This is a genomic window from Calothrix sp. CBUCES-K 9914 (genome assembly GCF_059640475.1).
In genome coordinates this window covers 19,931-44,331 of the sequence record NZ_JBXXZH010000052.1, presented here as the reverse complement: position 1 = coordinate 44,331, position 24,401 = coordinate 19,931, and the positions used below count along the sequence as shown (strand labels likewise).

The 24,401-nt window shown below is 38.7% G+C and carries 28 protein-coding genes; 16 read left to right on the top strand and 12 right to left on the bottom strand.

Going from position 1 to position 24,401, the window contains the following annotated elements; translation table 11 throughout:
- Positions 1-84: 84 nt before the first annotated feature.
- Both AC2JBO_RS14495 and AC2JBO_RS14490 read left to right on the top strand, forming a co-directional pair.
- Positions 85-456 carry a nuclear transport factor 2 family protein gene (locus AC2JBO_RS14495; RefSeq protein ID WP_496954353.1) on the top strand — a complete coding sequence of 124 codons (372 nt, stop codon included), beginning with the start codon at positions 85-87 and terminating at the stop codon, positions 454-456.
- A gap of 150 nt (positions 457-606) precedes the next feature.
- Positions 607-1,635: an aldo/keto reductase gene (locus tag AC2JBO_RS14490; protein WP_496954352.1), complete on the top strand. Its 1,029-nt coding sequence runs from the start codon at positions 607-609 to the stop codon at positions 1,633-1,635.
- Between the two features lie 132 nt (positions 1,636-1,767).
- Here the strand turns inward: AC2JBO_RS14490 and AC2JBO_RS14485 are convergent, their stop codons facing one another.
- Positions 1,768-2,115, bottom strand: coding sequence for a hypothetical protein (locus AC2JBO_RS14485; protein WP_496954351.1), 348 nt, complete (start codon positions 2,113-2,115; stop codon positions 1,768-1,770).
- Between the two features lie 367 nt (positions 2,116-2,482).
- Positions 2,483-2,740: a TetR-like C-terminal domain-containing protein gene (locus tag AC2JBO_RS14480; RefSeq protein WP_496954355.1), complete on the bottom strand. Its 258-nt coding sequence runs from the start codon at positions 2,738-2,740 to the stop codon at positions 2,483-2,485.
- A 489-nt stretch (positions 2,741-3,229) separates the two neighbouring features.
- Between AC2JBO_RS14480 and AC2JBO_RS14475 the strand changes: the two genes are divergently transcribed.
- Together AC2JBO_RS14475 and AC2JBO_RS14470 are read left to right on the top strand one after the other, a co-directional pair.
- Positions 3,230-4,384 (top strand): endo-1,4-beta-xylanase, encoded by a 1,155-nt coding sequence (locus tag AC2JBO_RS14475; RefSeq protein ID WP_496954350.1) that lies wholly within the window; start codon positions 3,230-3,232, stop codon positions 4,382-4,384.
- Between the two features lie 327 nt (positions 4,385-4,711).
- Positions 4,712-6,472, top strand: coding sequence for a diguanylate cyclase (locus tag AC2JBO_RS14470; protein ID WP_496954349.1), 1,761 nt, complete (start codon positions 4,712-4,714; stop codon positions 6,470-6,472).
- 150 nt (positions 6,473-6,622) lie between these two features.
- Here AC2JBO_RS14470 and AC2JBO_RS14465 read toward each other — a convergent pair whose 3' ends face one another.
- Positions 6,623-6,850: a hypothetical protein gene (locus tag AC2JBO_RS14465; protein ID WP_496954348.1), complete on the bottom strand. Its 228-nt coding sequence runs from the start codon at positions 6,848-6,850 to the stop codon at positions 6,623-6,625.
- A gap of 253 nt (positions 6,851-7,103) precedes the next feature.
- On the opposite strand from AC2JBO_RS14465, the gene AC2JBO_RS14460 reads away from it, so the two are divergent.
- Positions 7,104-7,727 (top strand): TetR/AcrR family transcriptional regulator, encoded by a 624-nt coding sequence (locus AC2JBO_RS14460; RefSeq protein WP_496954347.1) that lies wholly within the window; start codon positions 7,104-7,106, stop codon positions 7,725-7,727.
- 151 nt (positions 7,728-7,878) lie between these two features.
- The gene (locus tag AC2JBO_RS14455) at positions 7,879-8,850 is read left to right on the top strand and encodes an NAD-dependent epimerase/dehydratase family protein (RefSeq protein ID WP_496954346.1); all 972 of its coding nucleotides are present in this window, start codon (positions 7,879-7,881) and stop codon (positions 8,848-8,850) included.
- 78 nt (positions 8,851-8,928) lie between these two features.
- Here the strand turns inward: AC2JBO_RS14455 and AC2JBO_RS14450 are convergent, their stop codons facing one another.
- Complete coding sequence (locus AC2JBO_RS14450) at positions 8,929-10,509, bottom strand: CHASE3 domain-containing protein (protein ID WP_496954345.1); 1,581 nt, start codon at positions 10,507-10,509, stop codon at positions 8,929-8,931.
- Between the two features lie 31 nt (positions 10,510-10,540).
- Positions 10,541-10,744, bottom strand: a complete 204-nt coding sequence (locus tag AC2JBO_RS14445) for a molybdate ABC transporter substrate-binding protein (RefSeq protein ID WP_496954344.1) — start codon at positions 10,742-10,744, stop codon at positions 10,541-10,543.
- 286 nt (positions 10,745-11,030) lie between these two features.
- Between AC2JBO_RS14445 and AC2JBO_RS14440 the strand changes: the two genes are divergently transcribed.
- Positions 11,031-11,180 carry a hypothetical protein gene (locus AC2JBO_RS14440; RefSeq protein ID WP_496954343.1) on the top strand — a complete coding sequence of 50 codons (150 nt, stop codon included), beginning with the start codon at positions 11,031-11,033 and terminating at the stop codon, positions 11,178-11,180.
- 41 nt (positions 11,181-11,221) lie between these two features.
- On the opposite strand, the gene AC2JBO_RS14435 is transcribed toward AC2JBO_RS14440, so the two are convergent.
- Together AC2JBO_RS14435 and cax (AC2JBO_RS14430) are read right to left on the bottom strand one after the other, a co-directional pair.
- The gene (locus AC2JBO_RS14435) at positions 11,222-11,539 is read right to left on the bottom strand and encodes a low temperature requirement protein A (RefSeq protein ID WP_496954342.1); all 318 of its coding nucleotides are present in this window, start codon (positions 11,537-11,539) and stop codon (positions 11,222-11,224) included.
- Between the two features lie 145 nt (positions 11,540-11,684).
- Positions 11,685-12,761, bottom strand: a complete 1,077-nt coding sequence (gene cax, locus AC2JBO_RS14430) for a calcium/proton exchanger (RefSeq protein WP_496954341.1) — start codon at positions 12,759-12,761, stop codon at positions 11,685-11,687.
- A 126-nt stretch (positions 12,762-12,887) separates the two neighbouring features.
- Here cax (AC2JBO_RS14430) and AC2JBO_RS14425 point away from each other — a divergent pair, with 126 nt between their 5' ends.
- From AC2JBO_RS14425 to AC2JBO_RS14410, 4 genes are all read left to right on the top strand, one after another.
- Positions 12,888-13,286, top strand: coding sequence for a nuclear transport factor 2 family protein (locus AC2JBO_RS14425; RefSeq protein WP_496954340.1), 399 nt, complete (start codon positions 12,888-12,890; stop codon positions 13,284-13,286).
- Positions 13,287-13,420: 134 nt separating this feature from the next.
- The gene (locus tag AC2JBO_RS14420; protein WP_496954339.1) at positions 13,421-13,999 is read left to right on the top strand and encodes an Alr1449 family protein; all 579 of its coding nucleotides are present in this window, start codon (positions 13,421-13,423) and stop codon (positions 13,997-13,999) included.
- 280 nt (positions 14,000-14,279) lie between these two features.
- Positions 14,280-14,423, top strand: a complete 144-nt coding sequence (locus tag AC2JBO_RS14415; protein ID WP_496954338.1) for a DUF454 family protein — start codon at positions 14,280-14,282, stop codon at positions 14,421-14,423.
- A 194-nt stretch (positions 14,424-14,617) separates the two neighbouring features.
- Positions 14,618-15,721, top strand: coding sequence for a Get3/ArsA fold putative tail anchor-mediating ATPase NosAFP (locus AC2JBO_RS14410; RefSeq protein WP_496954337.1), 1,104 nt, complete (start codon positions 14,618-14,620; stop codon positions 15,719-15,721).
- 37 nt (positions 15,722-15,758) lie between these two features.
- Here the strand turns inward: AC2JBO_RS14410 and cax (AC2JBO_RS14405) are convergent, their stop codons facing one another.
- The gene (cax, locus tag AC2JBO_RS14405; RefSeq protein ID WP_496954336.1) at positions 15,759-16,835 is read right to left on the bottom strand and encodes a calcium/proton exchanger; all 1,077 of its coding nucleotides are present in this window, start codon (positions 16,833-16,835) and stop codon (positions 15,759-15,761) included.
- Between the two features lie 785 nt (positions 16,836-17,620).
- Here cax (AC2JBO_RS14405) and AC2JBO_RS14400 point away from each other — a divergent pair.
- Entirely contained in the window at positions 17,621-17,815 is a 195-nt protein-coding gene (locus AC2JBO_RS14400) for a hypothetical protein (protein WP_496954335.1), read from the top strand.
- 65 nt (positions 17,816-17,880) lie between these two features.
- The gene (locus AC2JBO_RS14395) at positions 17,881-19,815 is read left to right on the top strand and encodes a P-type ATPase actuator domain-containing protein (RefSeq protein WP_496954334.1); all 1,935 of its coding nucleotides are present in this window, start codon (positions 17,881-17,883) and stop codon (positions 19,813-19,815) included.
- Positions 19,816-19,920: 105 nt separating this feature from the next.
- Here AC2JBO_RS14395 and AC2JBO_RS14390 read toward each other — a convergent pair whose 3' ends face one another.
- The 3 genes from AC2JBO_RS14390 to AC2JBO_RS14380 all read right to left on the bottom strand — a co-directional run bounded on the left by AC2JBO_RS14390 (position 19,921) and on the right by AC2JBO_RS14380 (position 21,215).
- Positions 19,921-20,550, bottom strand: a complete 630-nt coding sequence (locus tag AC2JBO_RS14390; RefSeq protein WP_496954333.1) for a carbonic anhydrase — start codon at positions 20,548-20,550, stop codon at positions 19,921-19,923.
- A gap of 26 nt (positions 20,551-20,576) precedes the next feature.
- On the bottom strand, positions 20,577-20,768 hold the full coding sequence (locus AC2JBO_RS14385; RefSeq protein ID WP_496954332.1) for a hypothetical protein: 192 nt from the start codon (positions 20,766-20,768) through the stop codon (positions 20,577-20,579).
- A gap of 135 nt (positions 20,769-20,903) precedes the next feature.
- Positions 20,904-21,215 carry a DUF5132 domain-containing protein gene (locus AC2JBO_RS14380; RefSeq protein WP_496954331.1) on the bottom strand — a complete coding sequence of 104 codons (312 nt, stop codon included), beginning with the start codon at positions 21,213-21,215 and terminating at the stop codon, positions 20,904-20,906.
- A gap of 558 nt (positions 21,216-21,773) precedes the next feature.
- On the opposite strand from AC2JBO_RS14380, the gene AC2JBO_RS14375 reads away from it, so the two are divergent.
- From AC2JBO_RS14375 to AC2JBO_RS14365, 3 genes are read left to right on the top strand one after another with little or no spacing between them, the layout of a single operon-like run.
- Complete coding sequence (locus AC2JBO_RS14375) at positions 21,774-22,553, top strand: DUF1345 domain-containing protein (RefSeq protein ID WP_496954330.1); 780 nt, start codon at positions 21,774-21,776, stop codon at positions 22,551-22,553.
- A gap of 15 nt (positions 22,554-22,568) precedes the next feature.
- Positions 22,569-23,222: a DUF1345 domain-containing protein gene (locus AC2JBO_RS14370; protein ID WP_496954329.1), complete on the top strand. Its 654-nt coding sequence runs from the start codon at positions 22,569-22,571 to the stop codon at positions 23,220-23,222.
- A 19-nt stretch (positions 23,223-23,241) separates the two neighbouring features.
- Entirely contained in the window at positions 23,242-23,970 is a 729-nt protein-coding gene (locus AC2JBO_RS14365) for a manganese efflux pump (RefSeq protein WP_496954328.1), read from the top strand.
- 77 nt (positions 23,971-24,047) lie between these two features.
- Here AC2JBO_RS14365 and AC2JBO_RS14360 read toward each other — a convergent pair whose 3' ends face one another.
- Positions 24,048-24,332 (bottom strand): hypothetical protein, encoded by a 285-nt coding sequence (locus AC2JBO_RS14360; RefSeq protein ID WP_496954327.1) that lies wholly within the window; start codon positions 24,330-24,332, stop codon positions 24,048-24,050.
- Positions 24,333-24,401: the final 69 nt, after the last annotated feature.

The following is a 24,401-nucleotide window of genomic DNA, read 5'->3' as shown; positions in this document are numbered from 1 at the left end:
TGTATCCTCTTATAACTTTATTTTAGAAGCCCTTTTCTATGCAGCTTCACTTTAAATTGGTATAAGCCACTTAAAATTTATGATATGAACGATTTTACTGAGCGAGTAAACGTTGACTATACGTCGTTAGTTGGAGGACAACCTGCAACACTCGCAGCTAAAGATTTAGTAGAGTCATGGCGCAAGAATCTTAGCCCGCTTAAAGCTACACAACATATGATCTCGAATCACGCAGTTACACTCAATGGCAACACCGCGACTTGTATCTCTCATTTTCAGGCACATCATTTATTACCAAATGAGCATGGGGCGCCTATTTGGACACTAGGTGGTGTATACTATCACGAATTAGAGCGTACCTCAGATAGTTGGAAAGTTCGTAAAATGACGATGACTTCTAAATGGGCAGAAGGTAATCAGCAAATGATGACAATTGCGGCACAGCAAGGAAAATAAATTAGATACGTTATTACAAAAGCTAATTCAAGTCGTGCAATAAATGGATGCTTTTTATTCACGAGTTTATCCATTGAAACCATTGCCAGATAGACTAGCTTAAAGTATTCAGTTTTTTGTACTTAAGGAACTCACAAAGGAAATAGATTTATGCGCTACAAACTTTTAGGAAAAAGTGGACTCAGGGTCTCAGAATTATGTCTTGGAACAATGACTTTTGGTGAAGATTGGGGTTGGGGCGCCTCTAAAGATGAAAGTCGTCAAATCTTTGATGCATTTGTCAACGCTGGCGGTAACTTTATTGACACCGCCAATGGTTATACCGACGGTAGTAGTGAAAAAATTGTTGGAGAATTGATTGCCAGCGACCGCCAACGCTTCGTCGTTGCCACAAAATACTCATTTCCGTTAGAAATGAATAATCAGAGTGGTAATCCTAACGGGTCGGGCAATCATCGTAAAAACATGGTGCAATCAATAGAAGGTAGTCTCAAGCGGCTTAATACTGATTATATTGATTTATTCTGGCTGCACGCATGGGATTTTACAACACCAATTGAAGAAGTTATGCGCGCGCTCGATGACCTCGTGCGCCAAGGTAAAGTGCTATACGTCGGTATTTCTGATACGCCTGCTTGGATTGTCGCACAAGCAAACACTTTAGCGCAGTATCATGGTTGGACACCATTTATTGCTCTGCAAATTGAATATAATTTGATTCAACGCACACCAGAGCGAGACTTATTACCAATGGCGAAAGCCTTTGGCATGTCGGTAACTCCGTGGTCGCCGTTAGGTGGTGGTATTCTAACTGGTAAATATAATCAGCCCTCAAACAGTGGCGATAATAATCGTCTTGCTGAGATACCTCAACATCAACTTGAGATTGCGGCTACTGTGGTTCAAGTAGCTGCAAACATTGGGTGTAGTCCTTCACAGCTTGCGCTGGCGTGGCTAAAGGTACAATCTGAAACCATCATTCCAATTATTGGCGCCAGAAAGTTGTCTCAGTTTCAAGATAACTTGGATTGTCTTAAAGTAAGTATTACACCAGAACAGTTACAGCGCTTGAACGAAGTTAGCAAAATTGAACTCGGTTTTCCACATGATTTTCTCTCAAATGATATCATACGCGCTCGCTTATTTGGCGGCACTTATCACGATATACAATTTAGATGAGAGCGACAAAAACATTACCATTGCTGTCTTGGAAGATTTTATCGAACAATGTATTTTGCACAATTTTAATTTAGTAGGGTGGGCAATGCCCACCTTACGTATTTTATGTCATCCTGTATGTATCAAGTATTACTAATCGGCATTAGCACTTCTTTCAGCAGTGTCCGGGTATACTGAGCCGAAATCTTTTACAGCCTCTGCGGTTTGTTTGCCTATTCTTTGAAGTCTTTCACCAGGAGCATCTTTAGTTTCACGAGCTTCCTTATTCCAATCCCCTGTTGTTTTTGGTCTTTGGGAATTGTCTTGACGTACTACTTCGTCAATCTTGTTGGTTAGGGCTTTATTACTACCATGCTCAGGAGTGAGGTTTGTTGTTAGTAGTAAAAATCCAACGAAAGCAACAGCGAGAAAACGCTTTACCTGGAATTGTTTAAGCACGTTACTGATGTGGGAGATTGTGCTTGAAATTAAGTTCGTCATGAATTGACTCCGTTAGTTCATTCTTAATACTTTTTCAGATTAGTTGTAAAAATGTAATCATTTCTCTAGCAGAAGTCATAACTTGGTTAAGGAGTAATTGTAACTTAATTCCAAATCCTATGCATCTTACGATATCAAGAGGGCATTATTAGCTAAAATGTCAATACTACCCAGTGCTGATAATGCTGAAGAAAGCAACGAGCGTTTAATAAGACACCTCACGTCGCTCGTAGAACAATTTTCCAGTTAATTTAGCGGGTGCTTCTGTTGCTAACCAAACAGCGGTATCTGCTCCTGTTCTTGGTATTGAAGCAATTACAGGCAAATGGTGGACAGGGACTTTTTTAACAAAAATTTCTCACGAAGTCTAAACCGCTAACCCTTCCATCATCGCATCCACCAAAGCATCAACAAACTCTGTCGTCAACGGCGCATGTTTGAGTAATAATCTATAGAAAATCGAACTGTATAAAACATCAATCACCACTTCTACATCAATATCATCTCGCAGCTCTCCCGCCTCAATTCCTTTGAGAATCAATTGCAAAGGAAGTTCGCGTTGTGGCCGCAACCAATTTTCCTGATAGGCAGCTAGTAACTCCGCATCCGTTTGTCCACCACCAATAATTGTGGCAATAATCTACACTCAACGGCAAGTAACTACCAGGTGCTACGCCGATTTCAAAGCTACCGTTTTGAATTAAATTAGTTGCATATGCGGGTTTAGCTTCTATTGCAGCAAAACCTAGAGCAATGCTAATTACAGCGAAAATACTCTTCTTAAGAAAATTAATCACAGCAAGACTTCTTTAAATTAGTATTTTTGCTGTAATATATTTTACCAACAGTTAAATCAAATACGCATAAATTTTTTTACCTAATTTTATAATAATGTATGAATTTTTGAAAAAACTCCCGATTTGCTCTCTGTCCCTGAACTTTTAACGTTATTCTTGCCCTGAAAAAAAATTTGCGGAGACGTTTAAAGAGGCGCCTGTAGTCAAGTTAAATTTTTTACAGATTACTAATAAACATTTTTTATGATTTTATTTGTATTAGTATATAATACATTGTAGGTAATTTGAGAGCGGTAAAGATGTAATGGAGATATTTAATGGATAGGCGAACGTTTTTAACAACTGTTGCAAGTGCGGGTTTAACATCTTGTTTTGCATCCAACTTTTCCAAACGCAGTTTATCTACTGACACGACGTCAACATTACATTCTTCAACTCAAGGAATTGGTAGTTTAAATAACATTAATACTAGCCTTAAGGATGCTGCCCTTGCTGCCAAAAAAAATTATGGCGCCGCTATATCAGAAGCAGATATTCAGAAAGATGCTGCTTATGCTAAATTAATTGCTAGTCAATGTGCTGTTGCTACTACTGAAGGTGCATTCAAATGGATTGTTATCGAACCGTTGCCTGGAAAGTTTAATTTTGCACCCGCTGACCAAACGATTAATTTTTGTAAGGCGAATAATATAAAGCTGCGTGGACACACACTTGTATGGCACATGGCTAAACCTAATTGGTTAGCTTATCCACCATCACTGCCTGATGTTCAACGGCACTTTGATGGAATTTTAACACGCTATCGCAATAACAGGACACTTTATTCGTGGGATGTTGTTAATGAGGTTGTTGCCGATAAACCCAACGATGCAGAAGACCCAGTTTATGGACTGCGTAAAGGTGTAAAACCTGAATATATCCGTGATGTTTTCCAGATAGCTGCATCACTTGATAAAACTAAAGAATTTGTCATTAACGACTATGGATGTGAAGATGCTGGGTGGAAACAAGACAAATTTTTGAATCTAATTAAGTATCTTAAAAAAAGCGGCGCCAAACTAGATGCAGTCGGTTTACAATCACATTTATGGTTTTCTAAAAGTTATAGTTGGAACGAAGCAGGGTTTAGAAATTTTGTCAAGCAGCTAAAAGATTTAGGTGTAAAACCAATTGTTACCGAACTTGATATTATTATTGATACCCCATTACCGAGTACATTAGCTGAATTAGATGTAATGGTAGCTGATGGATATAAAAGATATCTGGATGCTTGTTTTGCAGAGGGAATAGAAACGATTATCACTTGGGGCTTAAGCGATAAATATTCTTGGCTACGCCATCCTGATTACATACCTCAAAAATTAAAACAATCTAAAGATTTCGTTAGACCCTTACCTTATGATGTAAGTCTCAAACCTAAACGAGCAAGAACGTCAATATCACAATCTTTTATCAAGGCACAGTCTAAATAAACTATGTATTTTTTTGTTGATAACTTTACAATACTTGATATATTGTATCTACTCTTTACTTAAGATATGTTTTTATCTCAACAGTAAATATACTGAAGACTGTCCTGTTACACGAAGTTATTATTACTCATATTGTTTCTGTAAATATATAGTTCATTATGTTTTTTCAAGTAGTAAGTTACATATTGAAAAATAATCAAGTGCGACTTTTAGAAAATTATTGTTACTGGATAATTATAAAGTAAATCTAAAGACAACAGACAATTTGGCTATTGTATTATATTATACATACATGAATTAAATACTTAGAAAAAGGAGTTTACCGTGGTGACATTCCGTTCGAGAAGGATTACTGATGTTACGAAAGCTAGAAAAATCGCTTTTCGTGATCCTCAATCGGTTGTCAAATTCTCGTATGCAATAATGACTACGGTGTGTGTTGCACTTGCAGGTTGTGGAGTTGCCCAATTATATCAACGAGAGTTAGCGTCGCAGCAACAGGAGATAAACGTAAAAGCACTTGGTGTTGATGCACTGCTAAAGACGACGTTGAATAATATTAATTTGCTGCGCTCTCAAGCCGAATATTTAATGAGTCAACGAGAGCGAGTAACTAACTCTGATGATGCTGCCCGTTTAAATTACTGGTTTACAACTGCTGCACACCAAGGTTCTTACAGTTTCGACTATGCTCCACCAACGTTGTTCAGGGATGGTAAAAACTTCAGTTTGTTTGCATTGCAAGACACGGATGTCAAAAAAGTCAGCCCATTTTTTCGTCGTGGTGAGGGTGTATTGCAACGCGAAGTCAAAATGAGCTTGTCACTTGCTCCACTTTTCCGTCCCATTTATGAACAGTTGCCATCTGGAAGTTCGGTTCACTATACTTCGCTAGCTGCACTTGGCATGACTTATCCACCTACACCTCCAATGACTCGTAAGGTACGCATAGAAACGTTTGCTAATGGAGGAATGCTAAAAAATAATTCTAGTGGCAAAATTTATTTTACTTATCCTGATCAAGATGTTTTAGGTAAGGGAATAATGGTGACAGCTAGTAGTCCTGTTTATCACGAAGATAAACATCTTGGTAATGTTGCCATCGACTTTAGCTTAGAAACGTTAAATCGTTTTATCAAAAAGTTTGGTGGTAGAGATACTATCGTTTTGACTACTGAAGGGCAAGTATTAAGTTATCCTAGTTTGCAGCCTGGAGCAACATCAGTTGTTAGTGTAGAGCAGTTGATACAAGATTTTGGCGTTCGCTCAAGACTACTCAAATTACTAAACACCGAAAACAAGGGTCAAGCTTCTATTGATGGCTATATAATCACGTATCAAAGATTGAGTAACGCTGGATGGGTTGTTATTAATATTACATCTGTAAACGCTTTAGTTAAAGATATATTAATTAAACAGTTACCGATAATTTTGGGAGTTCTACTTGGAATGACGAGCTTGTTTTTAATCAGCCTTCAAATCTTAAATGGGGTTTTTGAGAGATTGAATAAAGCGCGTATTGACGCAGAGTTAGCAAATACAAAATTACGAAAAGCATTAACCGAACTAGAATTTCTCGCTTCTACTGACAAACTTACAGGCGCCTGGAACCGTCGTCATTTTGAGCAGGTTGCATCTGCTGAAATCAACCGTATTGGGCGCCATAAGGAAGCATTGTCTCTATTAATATTAGATATTGATTATTTTAAAATAATTAATGATAATTATGGGCATCCAGTAGGTGATATTGTACTATCATCAACATCTCATATCATGAAAAATAATATTCGGGAATCTGATACATTAGCACGTTGGGGAGGTGAGGAGTTTGTGATTCTTGCTCCTTCAACTTCTATTTCAGAAGCTGTAGAATTAGCAGAAAGATTACGCTTGATTATTGCAACACAAACCTTCCCCGAAGTTAAAAATATCACAGTAAGTTTTGGTGTCGCTCAATTTCAAGCTGGCGAAAATCTATATAATTGCCTGAAACGAGCAGACGATGCACTTTACCATGCTAAAAATAGCGGTAGGAATACAGTTGTTGCGGCGCCTTCTTTACGTGGAGTTTACCAATTAATTGAGTAGGGTGCGTAACGGCACCAAAAGACTTTAAATAAAACGAAAAATCTAGTGCCGTTACGCACCATATATAATTGTGTGGGGGTTACTTTGTAACGGATTAATCGCGTCTCTACAACGATTTTATTCTGGTTACGCTCTTGGACATGATATGAATTAGTATCTCCACTCATAATGTCCGGGAACTCTATGACGGTGGCGCCCTGTACCTTCCCAGTGCGCTGGGATATATACTCTATGTCTAGCTCGTGCAATTACTACAGGTTTAGATGCTAATCTATGTGCATGAGGATTGATAAGTATCTCAGCTGATGCTTTTGTTGCTAAAGAAGTAACCGCCAAAGGTAAAGCTAGCATTGTACCAACAATTATCTTTTTCATCATAATCATATCTCTTGAATTCAGCGTGTTGTTTGAGAAGAGAAAACTGTTATTTGCTTTGTTTCTCTTCTATTTAATTAAGTTAGCAGTGTGGTGTGACAAAGTAATGATGTACATATGTCAAAAATTTTTCATTTAGCTATTTCCGCATCTACAGTTGCGGCACGTACAAGGATTAAGTTTTGTTGCACATTGTAAGTTGAGAAGCGAGGACACAATGCTTACAGATATTGAAATATGTTAATTGTTATATGTTATGTCTAACATTAATGTAATAATGCCAGAGGTTGAAAACACAAGCCTAGAAACTCGTGACCTGATTTTAGCCACCGCAGAAGCGCATCTGCGGCGTTTTGGCTATGCACGAACTACGGTTAGCGAAATTGCGCGCGCTTGTGGTATGTCCCATGCTAACGTCTATCGCTTCTTCAAAACAAAAGCCGATATTATTGATGCGGTGGTCGCGCGTTCGCTAGCTGACACCGAAAAGGCATTAGCTAAAGTTATGAAACTGTCTAAGCCTGCCAGTGAACTGCTTGAGGATTATATTTTGGAACTTTATTGCAGCAAACGCTCGCAAGCTTCAACTGACCCAGAAATTTTTGAGGCACTCAGCGCAATTTTACAAGCACATCGAAATGTTATTGAGCAGCATCTTGTTCATATTTACGCTTCTATAAGAGAAATTTTAAACCGTGGTGCCCAATCTGGAGAATTTAAAATCATAGACCTTGAGCGTGCGACTCATGCTGTCTTAGATGCTACCCTCAAATTTCGCCATCCTTTGCTGATGGCAGATGCAAATGATTCTCCAACTGAGGAGCAAGTGGTTACGGTTACTAAATTATTGATTGCTGCATTATCAATGGGCTTTGTTTGAAAATCCTGTAGGACGGGCAAGGATGCCCATCCCACAAGAACACTCTGACAAATTTCATTTTTTGTCACTTGACATAATCGCTGTGGCTAGATTAAGGTTTATCTAGCTAGTGACAATTTTCAATAGTTGTAATTTGTTAGAGAAAAAAGTAATGAAAGTTTTTGTTACGGGAGGTTCAGGCTTTGTCGGTGGCAGAATGATTCAGATGCTACGAGAACGTGGTTATGAAGTGAATGCACTCGCGCGTTCAACACAAGCTGCAACACAAGTTACTACGTTAGGCGCCTCTGCTGTCAGGGGTGATTTATTGAATGAGACGGTGATGATGAAAGGAATGGAAGGGTGTGACGTTGTTTTTCATGTAGCTGGATTTTTGAGTATCTGGGGCACCTACAAAGCATTTTATGAAACTAATGTATTAGGCACAGAATACGCACTTTCTGCTGCGACTAAAGCAGGTGTTTCAAGATTCGTTCAAATTGGTGCTGCTGCTTCAGTCTTGAATCACAAACCACTATCTAATATTGATGAACTGGCGCCACTCCAGCAACCCGATTTTTCTCCTTATATTGCAACTAAAAGCATTGCCGAACAAAAAGTAATTGCAGCAAATAAGATTGGTTTTACAACTTCTGTTGTTCGTCCTTCATGGATTTGGGGTCCAGGTGATCACGCTTTACCACAGTTAATAAAGGCGGTTCGTACAGGTCAGTTTATCTGGATTGAGCAGGGAAATTATCCTTATATGACAACTCATGTAACCAACGTTTGTTATGGCGCCATTTTAGCAGCAGAGAAAAATCCAGGTGGACAGTCCTATTTTCTGAGTGATGGTGATGTCGTGCAATTTCGGGAGTGGGTAACAATGCTGCTAAATATTGAGGGAGTTAGACCGGGAAAGGTGAGTATTCCTCGATGGTTAGCTTGGAATGTTGCCGGATTTATGGAGATGGTTTGGAAGACAACTAAACGTAAAGACGTTCCACCAATCACGCGAACAATGGTGAGATTAATTGGTCAAGAGTTTACATTTAGCGACTATAAAGCTAGAACTGAGCTTGGTTATATGCCGATAATAAGCCGTGATTCTGGGTTATCAGAACTTGCATTTAGAAAAAATTAATATGAAAATTAATTACAAGTAATTGAAGTAAATGTACCAGCAAATATAGTGTGGCAGGGTATTCAAACAAGGCACCTTCTAATTTTGCTTAATAGGAATCTCAATTATAAACTCAGTTCCTTTTCCGAGAGTAGAGAAACACTTTATTTTACCGTTATGTTTCTGGGTAATAATTTGATAACTGATGGACATGCCCATACCTGTGCCTTTGCCGACTGCTTTAGTGGTAAAAAATGGGTCGAAAATGCGCTGTTGAATAGCTTCGGGAATGCCGCAACCGTTATCAGAAATTGCAATTTGTACCCACTTTGACTCAACGGTGGATGTGCGGATAGTTATACAACTAGGATTTGTTTCAATTTTTTGATAACTACGTTTAATATTAAATTCCTCAAGTGCATCAATGGCGTTTGTAAGAATATTCATAAATACCTGATTCAACTGTCCGGCGAAGCACTCGATATGAGGTAAGGCACCATAGTCTCGAATCAACTCAATTTCTGGATGTCCTGGTTTAGCTTTCAAACGGTGCTGTAAAATCATAATAGTACTTTCAATACCTTCATGAATATCAACCGTTTTAAATTCGGCTTCATCCATGCGGGAGAAAGTTCGCAACGACAGCACAATCTCGCGGATGCGATTTGTACCTATTCGCATAGAACTGAGAATTTTAGTTAGGTCTTCGTGCAAAAACTCTAAATCTATTTCAAGAGCTTGCGCTTGAATTTCAGCAGCAGGGTTAGGATAATGCTTTTGGTAAAGCTGCAAAAATTCGAGCAAATTTTGGCAGTACTCCTGTACGTGCTGCAAGTTGCCGTAGATGAAGTTAACTGGGTTATTAATTTCGTGAGCAACTCCAGCAACCAATTGCCCTAAACTAGACATTTTCTCCTGTTGCACTAGTTGCCCTTGGGTTTGTTGCAAATCACGCAAAGTGTGTTCGAGTTGCTCGGTACGCTCAACCACGCGCTGCTCCAAGTCTTCATTAAGATGTCTAATTTCTTGCTCGGCTTGATTTCGCTTCAAAACTTCGTCATGAATCAGCTTATAAAGCCATGCAAAAATCAGCAGGTTTATCACAATTGCTGATATAAAGGCTATTTTAGCGCTATGAGCGTTGACCGCTACATACTTCTGTTGCTGTAAGAGTGTTCCTGTTTCTGTTGCTTGTAATTCTAAAGTAATTTGACCAATTTGCTCAGTCAGCATGTACCTATGATTGTGTTTAATTCTTAATTGTGCCGCCTCTAAGCCTTGCTGATTTCGCAAATTAATTACCTCTTGTAACTGAGCTACCCTCAAGTTAACAAGAGTTTCCAGCCTCGATAATCGATTTTGCTGGTCTTTTTTGTCTGCCAAGAGTTGTTTTAACAATGGTATTCCTTGGTCTAGGCTGAGAGTCGCATAAATATATGCTTGCAGGTAAACTTTATCATCGGTCAACAAATAGCCCCGTTGTCCACTCTCAGCATCCTTAACACTCTGAATCACGCTGCTGATTCGATTAATTGTCTCTAGGGTCTTCTGTACTAAGTGATTTGACTCGTTAGTTTGAGCAATACTCCAAAAAGCAATGCTACTGGTCGTCAAAGATATTAGGGTAGCAGTGACTAAGCCACTCGCAATGTTTAAAAGAAATCGTGGGTACATTTTCATACTTTAGCTTGTAGGTGATTCAGGAGGTTTTCTAGCGGGAACACGGTGGCTTAAAGCCGTGTTCCTGAAAAACTGTCATTGCCTTGGGACTTTTAAGAAATTCAACAAATTCCTTAGCCTCTGCAAGGTGCCGACTGTTTTTGAGCAGCACAAAACTTGTTACCACTGGACGATGGAGATTTTTATTGGCAACGGTTACAACTTTTACCTTGTCTGACAGTTTCGCCTCTTTCAATTCTTTGTTTCAGAATATTGCTACCCGCAATAATGGGGTTGATAACAACGTTGGGTTTTTCCTGTTGATAGAGATTAATGATCTTCACAATCACGTCCCTAAACACACCACCAACGTCAACATTGAATAAAACGGTTTTTGGAGGGGTTGTGCAGCTACCTAGCCAGAGGCAAAGGGCAACTACACAGCTAAATAAGGCAAAACAACAATAAATTTTCATCATTAGGTGTGAAAATCAATATAAGCAAAACAAAGTTCAGGCGTTTGTTTTTATAATGCCCATGAAATGCATATTAATAACACACCTAATTCATATAACGTAGGAACGTGGCGCACTTTCGACAGCCTCGAAGCACTCAAGCAGCAACCAGGTTTTAGTGATTGGGCTTGTAAGCACACCCAAGAGGTAAAAGCAGCTTATAAAAGTAATTTATAAGTGTAATGTATATAATTTGAACTTACAAATCAACAATCAACTTAAGTTTGTGACTCAGAGTTTTGCTGCTTTTTCCAATCATCCGTATCGTAACGGTCTGCGTAAAAAGTAAAAAGTACCCATGCCCACCAACACGGCACAAATAATGCAGCAAATTTCAAGAAACTAACGATATCTAAATTTTTCTCTAGAGTGCTGCTTAGTTCAGCTATGACAATAACGAATACTAAATCAAAAAATAATTCAATCCAACTAGCATGACCAACGTTTTCAGCATCACTAACTACACGTAAACGCGGTCTTCTCCAACGATTTAACGCTATAGTAGTTTGTTCTTTTTGCTCTTGATTAATAGTCATTAATTACTTGTTATAACACGTAAAAATTATGATATGACTTTAATCGTATCGTGTTGTATATACCATCCTACTTTAGGCATACATTAGATGATGGCTGTGCGCGTTATATGCTAGTTGCCAGTAAAGTTGCTTAACAAGTTTATAACTAGGGATGGAAATAAAATGCTGTTCCTAAAACTGCATAGGTAATAAGTAGCAAGGCGCCTTCTAGCCAATTAGTCTTTCCATCGGTGCTAATAGAGTTAGTAATAACAACCGCAATTGCCACTGTCAATACTTCAAAAGGATTAAATTCTAAATTCATCGGTTGCCCTATAAATTGACCGACTAATACTAAAACTGGGGCGACAAACATGGCTATTTGTAGGCTTGAACCCATCGCTACTGATACCGCTAAATCCATTTTGTTTTTAATGGCAAAAGTCGCGGCAGTTATATACTCAACGGCGCCTCCAAACAAGGGAATTAGAATTACCCCTGTAAATAATTTCGTAAAACCTAAAGTTGTAATGGCTTTTTCTAAGCTCTCAACTAAAATATCAGAAACGAATACCAGTACAATAGTAGAAAATAACAAAATAATGATTGGTTTCCATAAAGGTTCACGTTGATGAGTAGTATCATCAAGTTCATCTCCTTCAGTTACTGGCACCTCATATACATATTTATGAGTTTTTATCGAGAACAATAGCGACAAAACGTAAAATAGTAATAGAAGAACAGAAGCAACTGCGGAAAAGTTGTTGATAGTTGCAGGCTCTAATCCTTTTGATGTAAAATCTATGGCAGTTGGAGTTAGTAGTACAACTAGTGCTAAATTGAGTGAAGAAGCATTGATTCTTGCAACCGTAGGCTGAAAATTCTGCTCTTTGAATCGTAACCCTCCCAAAGTAATTGCGGCGCCTAAAGCTAAGAGCAAATTAGCGATAATAGTTCCTGTAATACTAGCTTTTACCACATCTACTAAACCAGCTTGAAGAGCAACGATAGAAATAATCATTTCAGTTGCATTGCCGAAGGTCGCATTAAGCAACCCTCCCAAAGAAGGCCCAATCACACCAGCAATTTCTTCTGTAGAATTAGCAATGCGAGCAGCTAAAGGAACAATTGCCAAGCCAGAAGTAAGGAAAACAATCACAGAATGTAAATGTAGCCATTCGGTTATAAAACAAATAGGCACAAACACTAGCATCCCAAATAAAATTTTATCCTTCGTTGTCATTTTGATGTATCCTCTATAATTAACGACTTTTTAGCAATACCTCTAGAAGAAACTAGAAGCCCGGTTTCTTTGAGTACAGTCTTGAATTATATTACTAGTACACAAACATATTAAGACAAATCATTTATGAAGACTGATAAGCTAAAAATTAATCACCTGGCGCCTGAAACCTATGAGTGGTATCTTTCATACTTACAGGCTATTGACAATAAAGACATTGAAGCGTATACTGGTTTTCTTGCTAATGATTGCGTAATGTTATCGAACAATAATTCTCCTGTTCAAGGTAAAGCTGCAATTTTAGAAAACCTTTCTCATTACTGCAAAACCTTTAGTAGCTTAGAACATGATTTATTAAACATTTATGGTAACAATTCATCCTTTGTACTTGAAGCTTTAAATGATTACGCGCGCTCGGATGGAAAGCATGTATCTGTTAGAGCAGTAGTTATTACCGAGCGCAACAAACAAGGCTTAGTCAGTTCCTTTAGATTTTATACAGATACAACACCAATTTTTGAATAGCTGGAGTGTATTTCCGCTGTAGTCGTTTTACCTCTCTAACTTAGCTGTTAAGAGTCATTATGTGGCTTCAAAAATCTAGTATTTTGATATTATAGTCTAAGTGGACAAACAGATCAACTCAATATATAAGTACTATGTCAAAGCGTAAGAAAGACAATCTCCAGTGGATTAAAAAAACGCTTGAACTAAAACCAGACCACGGCTGGGATGGTCCACCTGGCTATAAGATTTTTGTGGCAGATAGAGGCGCCGTTCGTTTTAATGTACCTCGTGATTGGGCTTTCGAGCCAAAAGAAAAGTCATTTAAGTTTACCGACAAAAAACCGCCTGATGATGATTGCTGTTTAGAAGTGTCCTTTAATCGTCTTCCACCACATGATTGGAGCTTGTTTCCTCTCAAGTCGGCTTTGAGACAAGCAATGGAAGAAGATGATCGCGATATTATTGAGCGGGGAGAAATTATTACCGTCAAACGCCAAACCGCGCGTATTGTTTGGATGGAAATTAAATTTATTGATACTCAAGCTGAACCGCGCGAGGCTTATTCGCGAACTTGTGTTGGTATCGGGTCAAATATTCAATGTTTGATTACATTCGATTATTGGGCTGACCAGGCTGAACAGTTAATACCTCACTGGGATGAGGTGATACGCTCGCTTACACTCGGACTATATATTAGTGACCCTAGGACTGGTTTTGCTTTACCTGATTAATTTATCGCATGGGCGCCGCTTCCGTCGGCTCACGGCGTCTCGCCTGATCACCAAGCACATGCAAAATTCTGACCGCAAAGCACAGGCGGGACACCTATGCTACGACGATATAAGCACATTAAATATTACAGTACGTTAAAAGTCATGCAGCTTCTTGAGAATACTGCTCATAATTACATTATTAGCTGATAAGCTAGTATTCAATAGGAACATCCCAAAGGTTTGAAGATATGGGATGCTTTCAATCAACAGGCAATGTTAACAATTTGGGTAGTTGAATATGTTTAAACAAATTAGAAACACAGCAAGAATTGTTGTCGGTTCTGTCTGTACTGTAATAGGTATAGTCGGAGTATTACTCCCTCTTCTTCCAGGTACTCCCTTTCTTTTAGTTGCTGCTGCTTGCTTTATGACGCTTGAGTAATAATTTCTTGCTCTGGTACTTGCGGCACTGTTTGAAGTGCGTTTTAATAAGCGTTATAACGATTCAAAGATTCTCTCTAAGAGGATGTTTGAAAAGTGTCTTTCCTTTTTATACTTCCTATGACTTTATAAACATCTTTTAAGAGTAAGGGCTGATTTTCAGTCCTTTAAACTAATATAAGGGCTATGGGGTAAATGAGCAGAATTATTACATTTTTAGGTAAAGCGTTTATTGGTCAGACTACACTTGCAATTGCAACTGCCAAGTGGTTTGCTAGAAATAACCAACGAGTGCTACTTGTAACTCATAATCCTAGTCCCTGTGCAGAAGTTCTTTTGGAAACTTCGCTTAAACCAGTTCCCCAGAAGATTGCACCATTATTTGATGTGGTGCAGTTGCAAACTACGGTTTTATTAGAACAGGTTTGGGATGAAGTTAAAAAATGGTTGACTCTTTATATTCCTGACTCTGTAAAAGTAGATGTTTATTCGGGAGAGGTTGTCATATTACCAGGATTTGATAGTCTTCTTGGCTTTAATGCTTTGCGACAGTACTATCAAAGTGATGATTATGATGTGATTATCTATGATGGACGTGGAGATTTAGAGTCTTTGCGAATGCTTGGACTTCCAGAAAGCGCTCATTGGTATTTCCGACGATTTCGTGAAGTTTTTGAATCTTTAGACTTGAGCAAAATTGCTGACTCTATCGGTGGTCCGATTGCTAGTGCTTTTGTTACAGCAAATATGGATAGTCGAAAAGTTCAGGAAGCAATAGGGCAAATCCAAAGTTGGATTGTTAAGAGTCTTGCTGTAGTCGGAGATGCTAAACGGTTGACTGCATATCTTGTAACTACAGATGAAGTAGGCGCCATTTCTGAAGCTCGTTGGTTATGGGGTAGTGCCCAGCAGATAGATTTAAGGGTAAGTGGTGTTCTTTTGTATCAAAGTCACGCTGTAGATAATAGAGCTTTATTAGATGAAGCTTTTGATCCATTATCTGTAAGTTTAATTCCAAGATTACAAGAACTTGATTGGGAACCCTTACTGCAAGCACTACCTGATTTCAACAATATTCCCCATGTTCCTCAACCTTTAACTTTCGATGTACAGCAACGTCAAGTAAAGGTATTTTTACCAGGATTTACTAAACAACAAGTTAAGCTTACTATTTTGGGTACGGAGCTTACCGTTGAAGCTGGTGAACAACGACGAAATCTTGTTTTACCAAAAGAATTACGGGGTCAACCTGTTGTAGGGGGCAAATTTGAAGAACCATATTTGATTATTTCTTTTTAATTTGATTTTGGATTTTTCAATCCAAAATCTTTTTATCTTAAGGATGAAAGTAAAATGCGGCGCCTAAAACAGTGTATGTGATAAGTAACAAGGCGCCTTCAAGCCAATTAGAACGTCCATCTGTACTAATAGAGTTGGTAATAATAACTGCAATTGCTACCGCCAAAACTTCAAACGGATTAAAATCTAAATTCATCGGTTGTCCCATTAACTGACCGACTAGTACTAAAATTGGGGCAACAAACATCGCTATTTGCAAACTTGAACCCATAGCTACTGCCACCGCTAAGTCCATTTTATTCTTAATGGCAAACGTGGCAGCAGTTATGTACTCCACGGCGCCTCCAAAAAGTGGAATTAAAATCACCCCTGTAAACAAATTCGTAAAACCTAAAGTCGTAATTGCTTTTTCTAAACTGGCAACTAAAACATCAGAAACAAATACCAGTACTATTGTACATACTAGTAAAATACCAATTTGTTTCCATAATAAAGTTTTATCACTCTTATCATCTACTACATCATCTACTTCAGTTGCTCTGAGTTCATACATGTCTTTATGAGTCTTCATCGAGAACAAGAGCGTCAAAAGGTAGAACAGTAATAAAAGAACAGAAGCAACCGCTGAAAAATTATTGATAGTTGAAGGCTTTAATCCTTTCGATGTAAAGTCAATTGCAGTCGGAGTCAGTAATACCACCAATGCTAGATTGAGTGAAGAAGCATTTATACGAGCAACTGTTGGCTGAAATTCTTGCTCTTTAAACTGTAACCCCCCTAATACTATTGCGGCGCCTAAAGCTAAGAGTAAGTTAGCAACGATAGTACCCGTAATACTCGCTTTCACTACCTCCACCAAACCAGCTTGTAAAGCCACAATAGAAATAATCATCTCAGTGGCATTGCCAAAAGTCGCATTGAGCAACCCACCTAATGAGGGTCCAACAACACTAGCAATTTCTTCTGTAGAATTAGCAATCCAAGCAGCAAGAGGGACAATTGCTAAACCGGAAGTCAGAAAAACAATTACTGGATGTAAATGCAGCCATTCTGTCGCGAAAGCAATGGGCACAAACACTAGCATCCGAAGTAGAATTTTATCTTTCGTTTTCATATTACTCGCTTATGTATAAACAACCACATGTTTATTGATTCGGAATTCTTAATTAATGGCGTAGACGTAGGTTGGGTGAAGCGAATCGTAACCCAACATTACATAATGTTAACATCAGGCTCTACGTAGTAATTTAGGATGCACAGTTGCATCACCGTAATATAACCGTGCGATTTTAAATAGCCACTGTAGCTCGATACTACCACTGAATATACCAAATTTAATCACTATATTTCCTTCCTACGGCTTATTAACTCTATACATTTAAGCAGAAGACAAGAAAAGTAACTTGATATAAAGTAGTATGTAATAAATTGAAAAAAAATATTTAGCAACGTAAAATTCCCTAAAGAATTCTTAAACGTTGTACAAGCACGTGTGTAAATAAAATTTCAAAATCAAAGTAAAATAAATCTGACTCTAATCGAGGAAAAGGTTATGGATACTATGGTTGTGGTCGCTTTGGTTGCTTATATTGCTCTGTTTTGTATGACTGCTTGGGTTGTTCATAATTATGTTCAAGAGACAAAGGCTATTTCCAAACGGCTGAAATATCGTTAAAATAGAAGCTCACCCTTGTAAAACGGCACCAAGCTTCTTGCAGTGAGTGCCGTTATTCCTAAAAGTTGTTAAAAGTGCTTGTTTTATTTCGCATATTAAGTGATGATTAAGTCATGAGCAGTTTTGGTAAGCTGCTTCCGGTTTTAGTTATATGTTAGGGACGGGCAGGATGCCCATCCCACAAGATTATTTCATCTACTTAATTATTTCACTTGTGAGGCCTTATGTCTTATTCTGCAAGCTCGCCTAACTCTTCTTTTGTACATACAGCAATTGATACTCTCAAGGTTGTAATTCCAAATGTGGTTATATCCTTGGTGGTTTCAGTTGCTGCTTCTGTTGTTCTAACTGGTTTAACTTATTCGCTCAATGCTGCCTTTGGAATTCCTATATTTCCTTTTTTCTTAATTATGCTGTAACTCAACTTTAGAAACCGGGTTTCTTGGAGAAAGTCGGTTTCTTTGCGCTAATTAATTTGAAAATTATGTATGAAGTTGTTCATAGCACCTTGGGACGCTATCGTATCCGAGTGCCTAGATTAGCTGATGATTTAGAGTTTGCTCTCGCTCTTAATGGTCTACTTGAATCATTGCAGTTTGTCAAGGAGGTTCGGATTAATTCGGCCGCTAGTTCTGTTGTTGTTAACTGTAAAGCTAGTGCAGCTAAAGATATTACGAACCATAGTAAAATTCAAGAACTGATTTTGAATTGCATAGAGCAGGCAAGTTATACGAAACAAACAAATCATTCTGATTCTTCTGATTTAAAACAAAATACTTCAGATGATTTTGATGATTTAGACCAAATTCCAGAGGTTAACCAATGGAAAGATTTGGGTATGCCTTTGCTCAGTGTAACTTTGGCTGTAATGGCTGCTCCGTTGGAAGTGCCTCCTTTAATAGTGGGTACAGCTATTGCAGGCGCCGCTTTGCCTTGGTTTAACCGCGCGGCAGATAGCATTATTAACCACCGTCATCCTAATATTGACTTGCTTGACTCAGTATGGATGACTATGCAAACTCTGCAAGGACAGTATATTGCCCCAGCACTCAAAACTAGTTTGGTGGAAATTCGCCGCAGTTTTCGCGGTCAAGCCGAAAAAAGTCGAGAGCAAAAGGCTTGGGATTTGTTAGATTGTCTAAAACAAGACGTTTGGGTAGAACGTGATGGTGTTGAGCTAAGTCTTAAAGCTTGTGAGTTAGAAGTCGGAGATTCGATTAAGGTGCGTGCGGGTGATTTTATTCCTGTAGATGGGGTGATTATTCACGGCGCCGGTTTGGTAGATTGTTATCATCTCACTAGAAAAGCTACACCTGTTCATTGTTGTGCGGGCAAAGAAGTTTATGCTTCTTCTATTTTGCTAGAAGGGGAATTATTAATCCAAGTCAAGCGAACGCTCGATAATACTCGCATTGGTCTGGTGGCTAATATCATGCAAACTGAGCCAGTGTATGATACACAAATAGGACTCCACCAAGCAGAGTTTGTCAAAAATGCAATTTTACCAACTTTATTATTAGGAGGCACAATTTTTGCAGTAACTGGTAACTTAGGAGCGGCAATTTCTCCATTCCAATTTGACTTCGGCAGCGGTATCCCCATTTCTATCTCTACAACATTCCTTAGTGCCTTAACTTATGCCACCGAAAATGGAGTTTACGTCCGTAGTGGTCGCGCTTTAGAGGTGTTGTCACAGATGGATACTTTGGTGATCGAGCAACCAGTACTAACGTATTTAAATGGTATTGGTTCTGATGTGACTGGAGCAATCAACACGCTGCAACAACAGGGTGTTTCTATCTATATTATTAGTTACGATTTGAATGAAGAACTTGCTCTTACCGAAAAATTTGCCCAAAAATTTTCCATCCACCCTGACTATATATTGAGCGAAGCTAACCCACAAAAACATTTAAATTTGGTTCGTGGACTTCAACATCAGGGAAGAACTGTAGCAGTACTCCAAGATAAATATAATTACAAACCGGAGTTTAAGGTTGGTGATGTTTCTATCTCAATTGCTCGTGATGAGTCTGTTAGAGAAGAAACAGCAGATGTGGTACTACTCGATTCTCAGTTGTGGGGATTAATTTATGGAATTGCAATTGCCAAAAGAGCAATGCAGGTAGTTTACGAAAATACAGCAACAATTGTTGTCCCCAACTTGATGATGCAAATAGGTGGGGGTATGGTATTAGGTGTTAATCCAGTTTGGAACGTTATGGTCAACAATAGTTCTGCATTCATCGCTGAATTTATAAACAGCGCGCGTACAGATTTCACGTCAATTCCATTACCAGCATCAGCAAGTAATTCTAAACAACAGAAAAAACCAAGCGTGCTAACAATTGCACCTGGTTCTGAAGAATTAGCTTTGCCTGTTGCTATGAGTTCTAAGCGTTGGCGCCATGCGACTTAGCAATCTTGTGGGGTGGGCATCCTTGCCCGCCCTATTAATTGAAATGAAACAGGCAAGGACGCCCATTCCACAAGATTAATTTCCACAAGAGTCTCATTAGATGTATTAAACAAGGACTTCATGTTCAGCTTGGATGTTACAACGCTCCATGCTGTAAACAAAAACTCCTCCTGTATCAATTTTATAAACCCAACCGTAGAGTTCTATTTCACCCTTATGAAGTTTAGAATGAACTACAGGATAAGTCCGTAGGTTTTCTAACTGGGTTAAAACATTCTCTTCAATTGTGGCATTTAAAAGCTCTTCTCCCTCGTAGTCTTGATAATTTTCCCTAATTAACCGACGAGTTGCCTCAGCATGTCTCAACCAATCGTAAACTAAGGGCATATCTTCGGCTAACCGACCCAACTGCAATAAACCTTTCATGGCGCCACAGTTAGAATGACCGCAGACAATAATTTGCTTTATTCCTAAAACTTGCACTGCATACTCAACTGCTGCTCCTTCACCACCATTCGTTGCACCGTAAGGAGGAATTATATTACCCGCATTACGAATGATGAAAAGTTCACCTGGTTGGGTTTGAGTCAATAAATTCGGATCAATTCTGGAGTCTGAGCAGGTAATAAACAATGCTCTCGGATGCTGTTCGTGAGAGAGATGCTCAAAAAGGTCTCGATGTTCGCTAAAATATTTGGTTTGGAATTCGTGTAGACCAGCAATTAACTTTCGCATAGATTAAACCCTTGTGTTATGTAATCTCAAGGGCAATCAACATCTTGACTGTACGTTTTTTGATTTTCGATTGCACAAGATTGCTCGGAGACTTTTAATACTTTACTTGAATGTACTGAAAGGTCAAGCATCGCAAATAGCATTAGTAATGCTAAAGGCCCAACAACAAGGATAAGTGCGAGTTTACGCACATTCAGGAAATCTGGATAGTCAATCATAATACCTCTAGACCTGTGGCGGCTTTTAATTCTACTCTGCTCGTCTCAATCAAATAAAGGGCTGATAACTGAGCTAAACGTGCGAAGTTATCAGCCTTTGAATATCTAGAATAGAGCAACTGTGTTGAAAAGAGTTTAACCGATTGTCACTTCGCGCGGTGATAAATCGCCTGTGCCATTTTTTGACGATCTAATGTCAGCTTTTGCTTCTGCTACTAAATCTTGGAAAGATTCACTCGCTTCAGCTGCACTCGACTGAACTTTATCAAACGCTTGGAAAACCCATACCAAACCAGTTTTAGCTGTCGATCTTGCTGCTTCGGAAACATTATGACCTGTCGCAGCATCTATGGCGCCAAGTACAGGTGCAGCTACTAAGGCGCCTACACCTATAACAGCAGCAGTCATTGGTTCTAGTCCCAGTAATAAAGCTTCTAGTTCAAACATATTAATTCAGACTCCTAATAATAAGGACATTACAAATCATCATTCGTTTAACTACCGCACTATAGATGACGGCAAGTTGATCCGCAAATCTAGTGGCTCGTTCATTCAACTGTATCCAAGCTTGTATGGGGAAATGCCGACAGGCTATAGTGTCCTAGGATAGTAGCTAATGCGAAAGATGATTACTGAGTGGAAAGAATCACTACTTGTTTTTGATTCTGTGTTCCTACTCATTAATAATACAAGTATTGCAGAGGTTTTGGAGATTAAGAATTGTTAATCAACTGGTTCAACAATTTTCGCATATATCATCAATAATTATTTATGATGATACAGTTTATGAAATTTTAGTGAACAAAGAAGAAAAATAAAGTTATTGTTTTCAAGTATCTGTCCTATAATGACCTTAACACCATTAAGATTTTGTACTATCCGCCAATAGTTAGGTTTATATGTGTAGTAGAGACGCGATGTTCCTCGCGTCTCTACATAACGGCGCCTATTCTTTTCTATCTATGGGTATAGCAGTTTCTAATTCAAACAACGAACAAAAAGACCATGAAAGCTTCTCCACGCAAGAAACATAATTCTGAACAAGCTCAAAATACCCAGTTCCCTCAACGCATAAGGTCTTTTAAGAATCTATTAACAACGGGTCTAGCGTTTGGACACAGCCTGTTGAGCCATTTAGATTCCAAGACTCGACTAGGGTTATCTATTATGTTGGGAATGGTTGCTTTTTTAGCGCTACCAGATTCTATGCATTTTGATAACCGCATCTTGATAAGTTGGATTTCAGGAATTCTTTGCTTCCTGAGCTTAGTGGTGTTAATGATGTGCAGTGCAACTCCCCAAAAAACACGCTACCGCGCGCAGCGTCAAGAAGCCCAGCATTTAGCTGTATTTATGTTGGTAGTGATGACAGCTTGCACCAGTATCTTCGCTATTGGGTTAATGCAGGCAGTAAGTGACACTAAAAATATCCCAACTTCGACTCAAGCAATTGAAGTTGCTCTGTCTTTAATAGCGGTTATCGGTTCTTGGTTTCTAACTCACACAATGTTTGCCCTACATTACGCCACTTGTTACTACCGTCAAGATTACCTGAACGAGGAAATGGGGTATTTAGGTGGCTTGGATTTTCCAGGTGATGACTTACCTGACTACTGGGATTTTATGTACTTCTCTTTCACCTTGGGTATGACGGCTCAAACGTCAGATGTTTCAATTCCATCTTTACCGATGCGAAGACTCGCTCTAGGACACGGAATGATTTCTTTTTTCTTCTACATGGTGATTTTAGCTTCGAGCGTTAATATTGCATCCGGATTACTTTAACACCCTCACAAAGTTATGATACGAGTTTTACTTAGCGTAGTTGAACAACCACTTCCACGCTTACTGTTATCGTTAATAATGGCAGGAGTTGTTTTCCTCGTCATGCCGTCTGCAACTTTAGAATTTCGCCTGCTTGCTGCTTGGGATACAGGAATTGTATGTTTCTTAGCGCTGATTGGGCTAATGATGGTTAGTTCAAATTCCCAAAAGACTTGCTACCGCGCGCAACACCAGGAAATAGACCATCTGGCAATTTTTATTCTGGTTGTCTCGGTAGCTTTTGCGAGCCTATTTATTATTGCGTCAGTGCTAGCAAAACATAAAGACACTTTTACTAAGGAAGTGGCGCTGTCTATCATCGCGATTGTTTGTTCTTGGCTTCTAGTACACACAATGTTTGCTTTACACTACGCAGCATTTTATTATCGCAAGCAGTCTTTGCCAGAAACAGAATACAGTGGGGGGTTGAACTTTTCTAGCGATGAACCACCTGACTATTTAGACTTTATGTACTTTGCCTTTACTTTAGCAATGACTTCCCAAACTTCAGATACAGCGCTTGTGACATCTAAGATTCGACGTTTGGCTTTGGGACATACAGTAATGGCATTCTTTTTCTACAGCGTGATTTTGGCGTTGACAGTCAGTATTATTTCAGGACTCATTTAAAAGTGGCAGGAGTTACCATATGCATCTCATCTCAGCTTTATTACTTGCTATCGCCTCTAATATAGATAATTTTGCCGTTGGAATCGCTTATGGAGTTAAAAAACTCAAAATTGGTATTCTGACGAATCTGTTTATTGCTCTTGTTTCTGGTATTGGTACATATCTATCAATCGCCGTTGGGAAAGATATTAATCATTACTTATCTATAAATACTGCCAATGTAATAGGCAGCTTTGTCTTGGTAGCTGTTGGAGTATGGAGTGTTTGGGAAACGTTAAAGCAAAAGCGCAAAAAAGCTAGAAAAAAAGCCAGAGTGCGTGAAGCAGCTACTTATCTACTTGCTTCAAGAGACCAAGTTATGGCGCCACTAGCACCTGACACTGTGTACAATGATCGTTCTAAGGAGTTTTCCCAAGAATTTTTGCACGAGTTTTCTTATGAAAAGTTCTTGGAAAACCCAGAAAAAGCTGATTTAGACCATTCCGGTTATATTGACGTGCGAGAGTCTATTGCCCTTGCCTTTGGGTTAACGCTTAATAACCTAGGTTCAGGAATTGGGGGAGGTATCTCTAATTTCAACGTATGGGTAACTAGCTTGCTAGTATTTGTACTCAGTATATTAGGCATATCAATGGGATATTTCCTAGGCAATCGTTTTACAACAAGAATATCCGGATTTTGGGCTGGAATTCTGTCAGGAGCGTTGGTGATTATCATTGGTGTGTATGAATATTTCGTTGTTCCTTAACTTTGTTTTACCAGTCCTGACTTGAAATGCAGGACTGGTTTACTTTTCATCCGCGACGTTTGTGTTCAACTTACCTCCTATTTGATTTGTTGATGTTTTCTATTGTTTGTTGGCATTAAATCAATAACGTTATTAAAGCTGCTGAAGTAGTCTATGAGAGCAATGGCTGAATAACCAGTAAATTCAATCCATTCATACTGGAAGAAGTTATTTTGATTAGCTTGCTGTAGATGCGTACTACTAGTAGGAATTGCGAGAAGTAGAGACACTTTTTCTTCACCAAAAGGGTCTTGACCTTCTAGTCTGACAGCAGCGATATAAGTAGTATTGATGATCATATTATCAACTTTGATAAATGCCATATTTTTAAACGCTTTTGGGTAAAAGAGCAATAGATGAAAGTCTTGGTTACCGATTAGAATTTTTTAAGT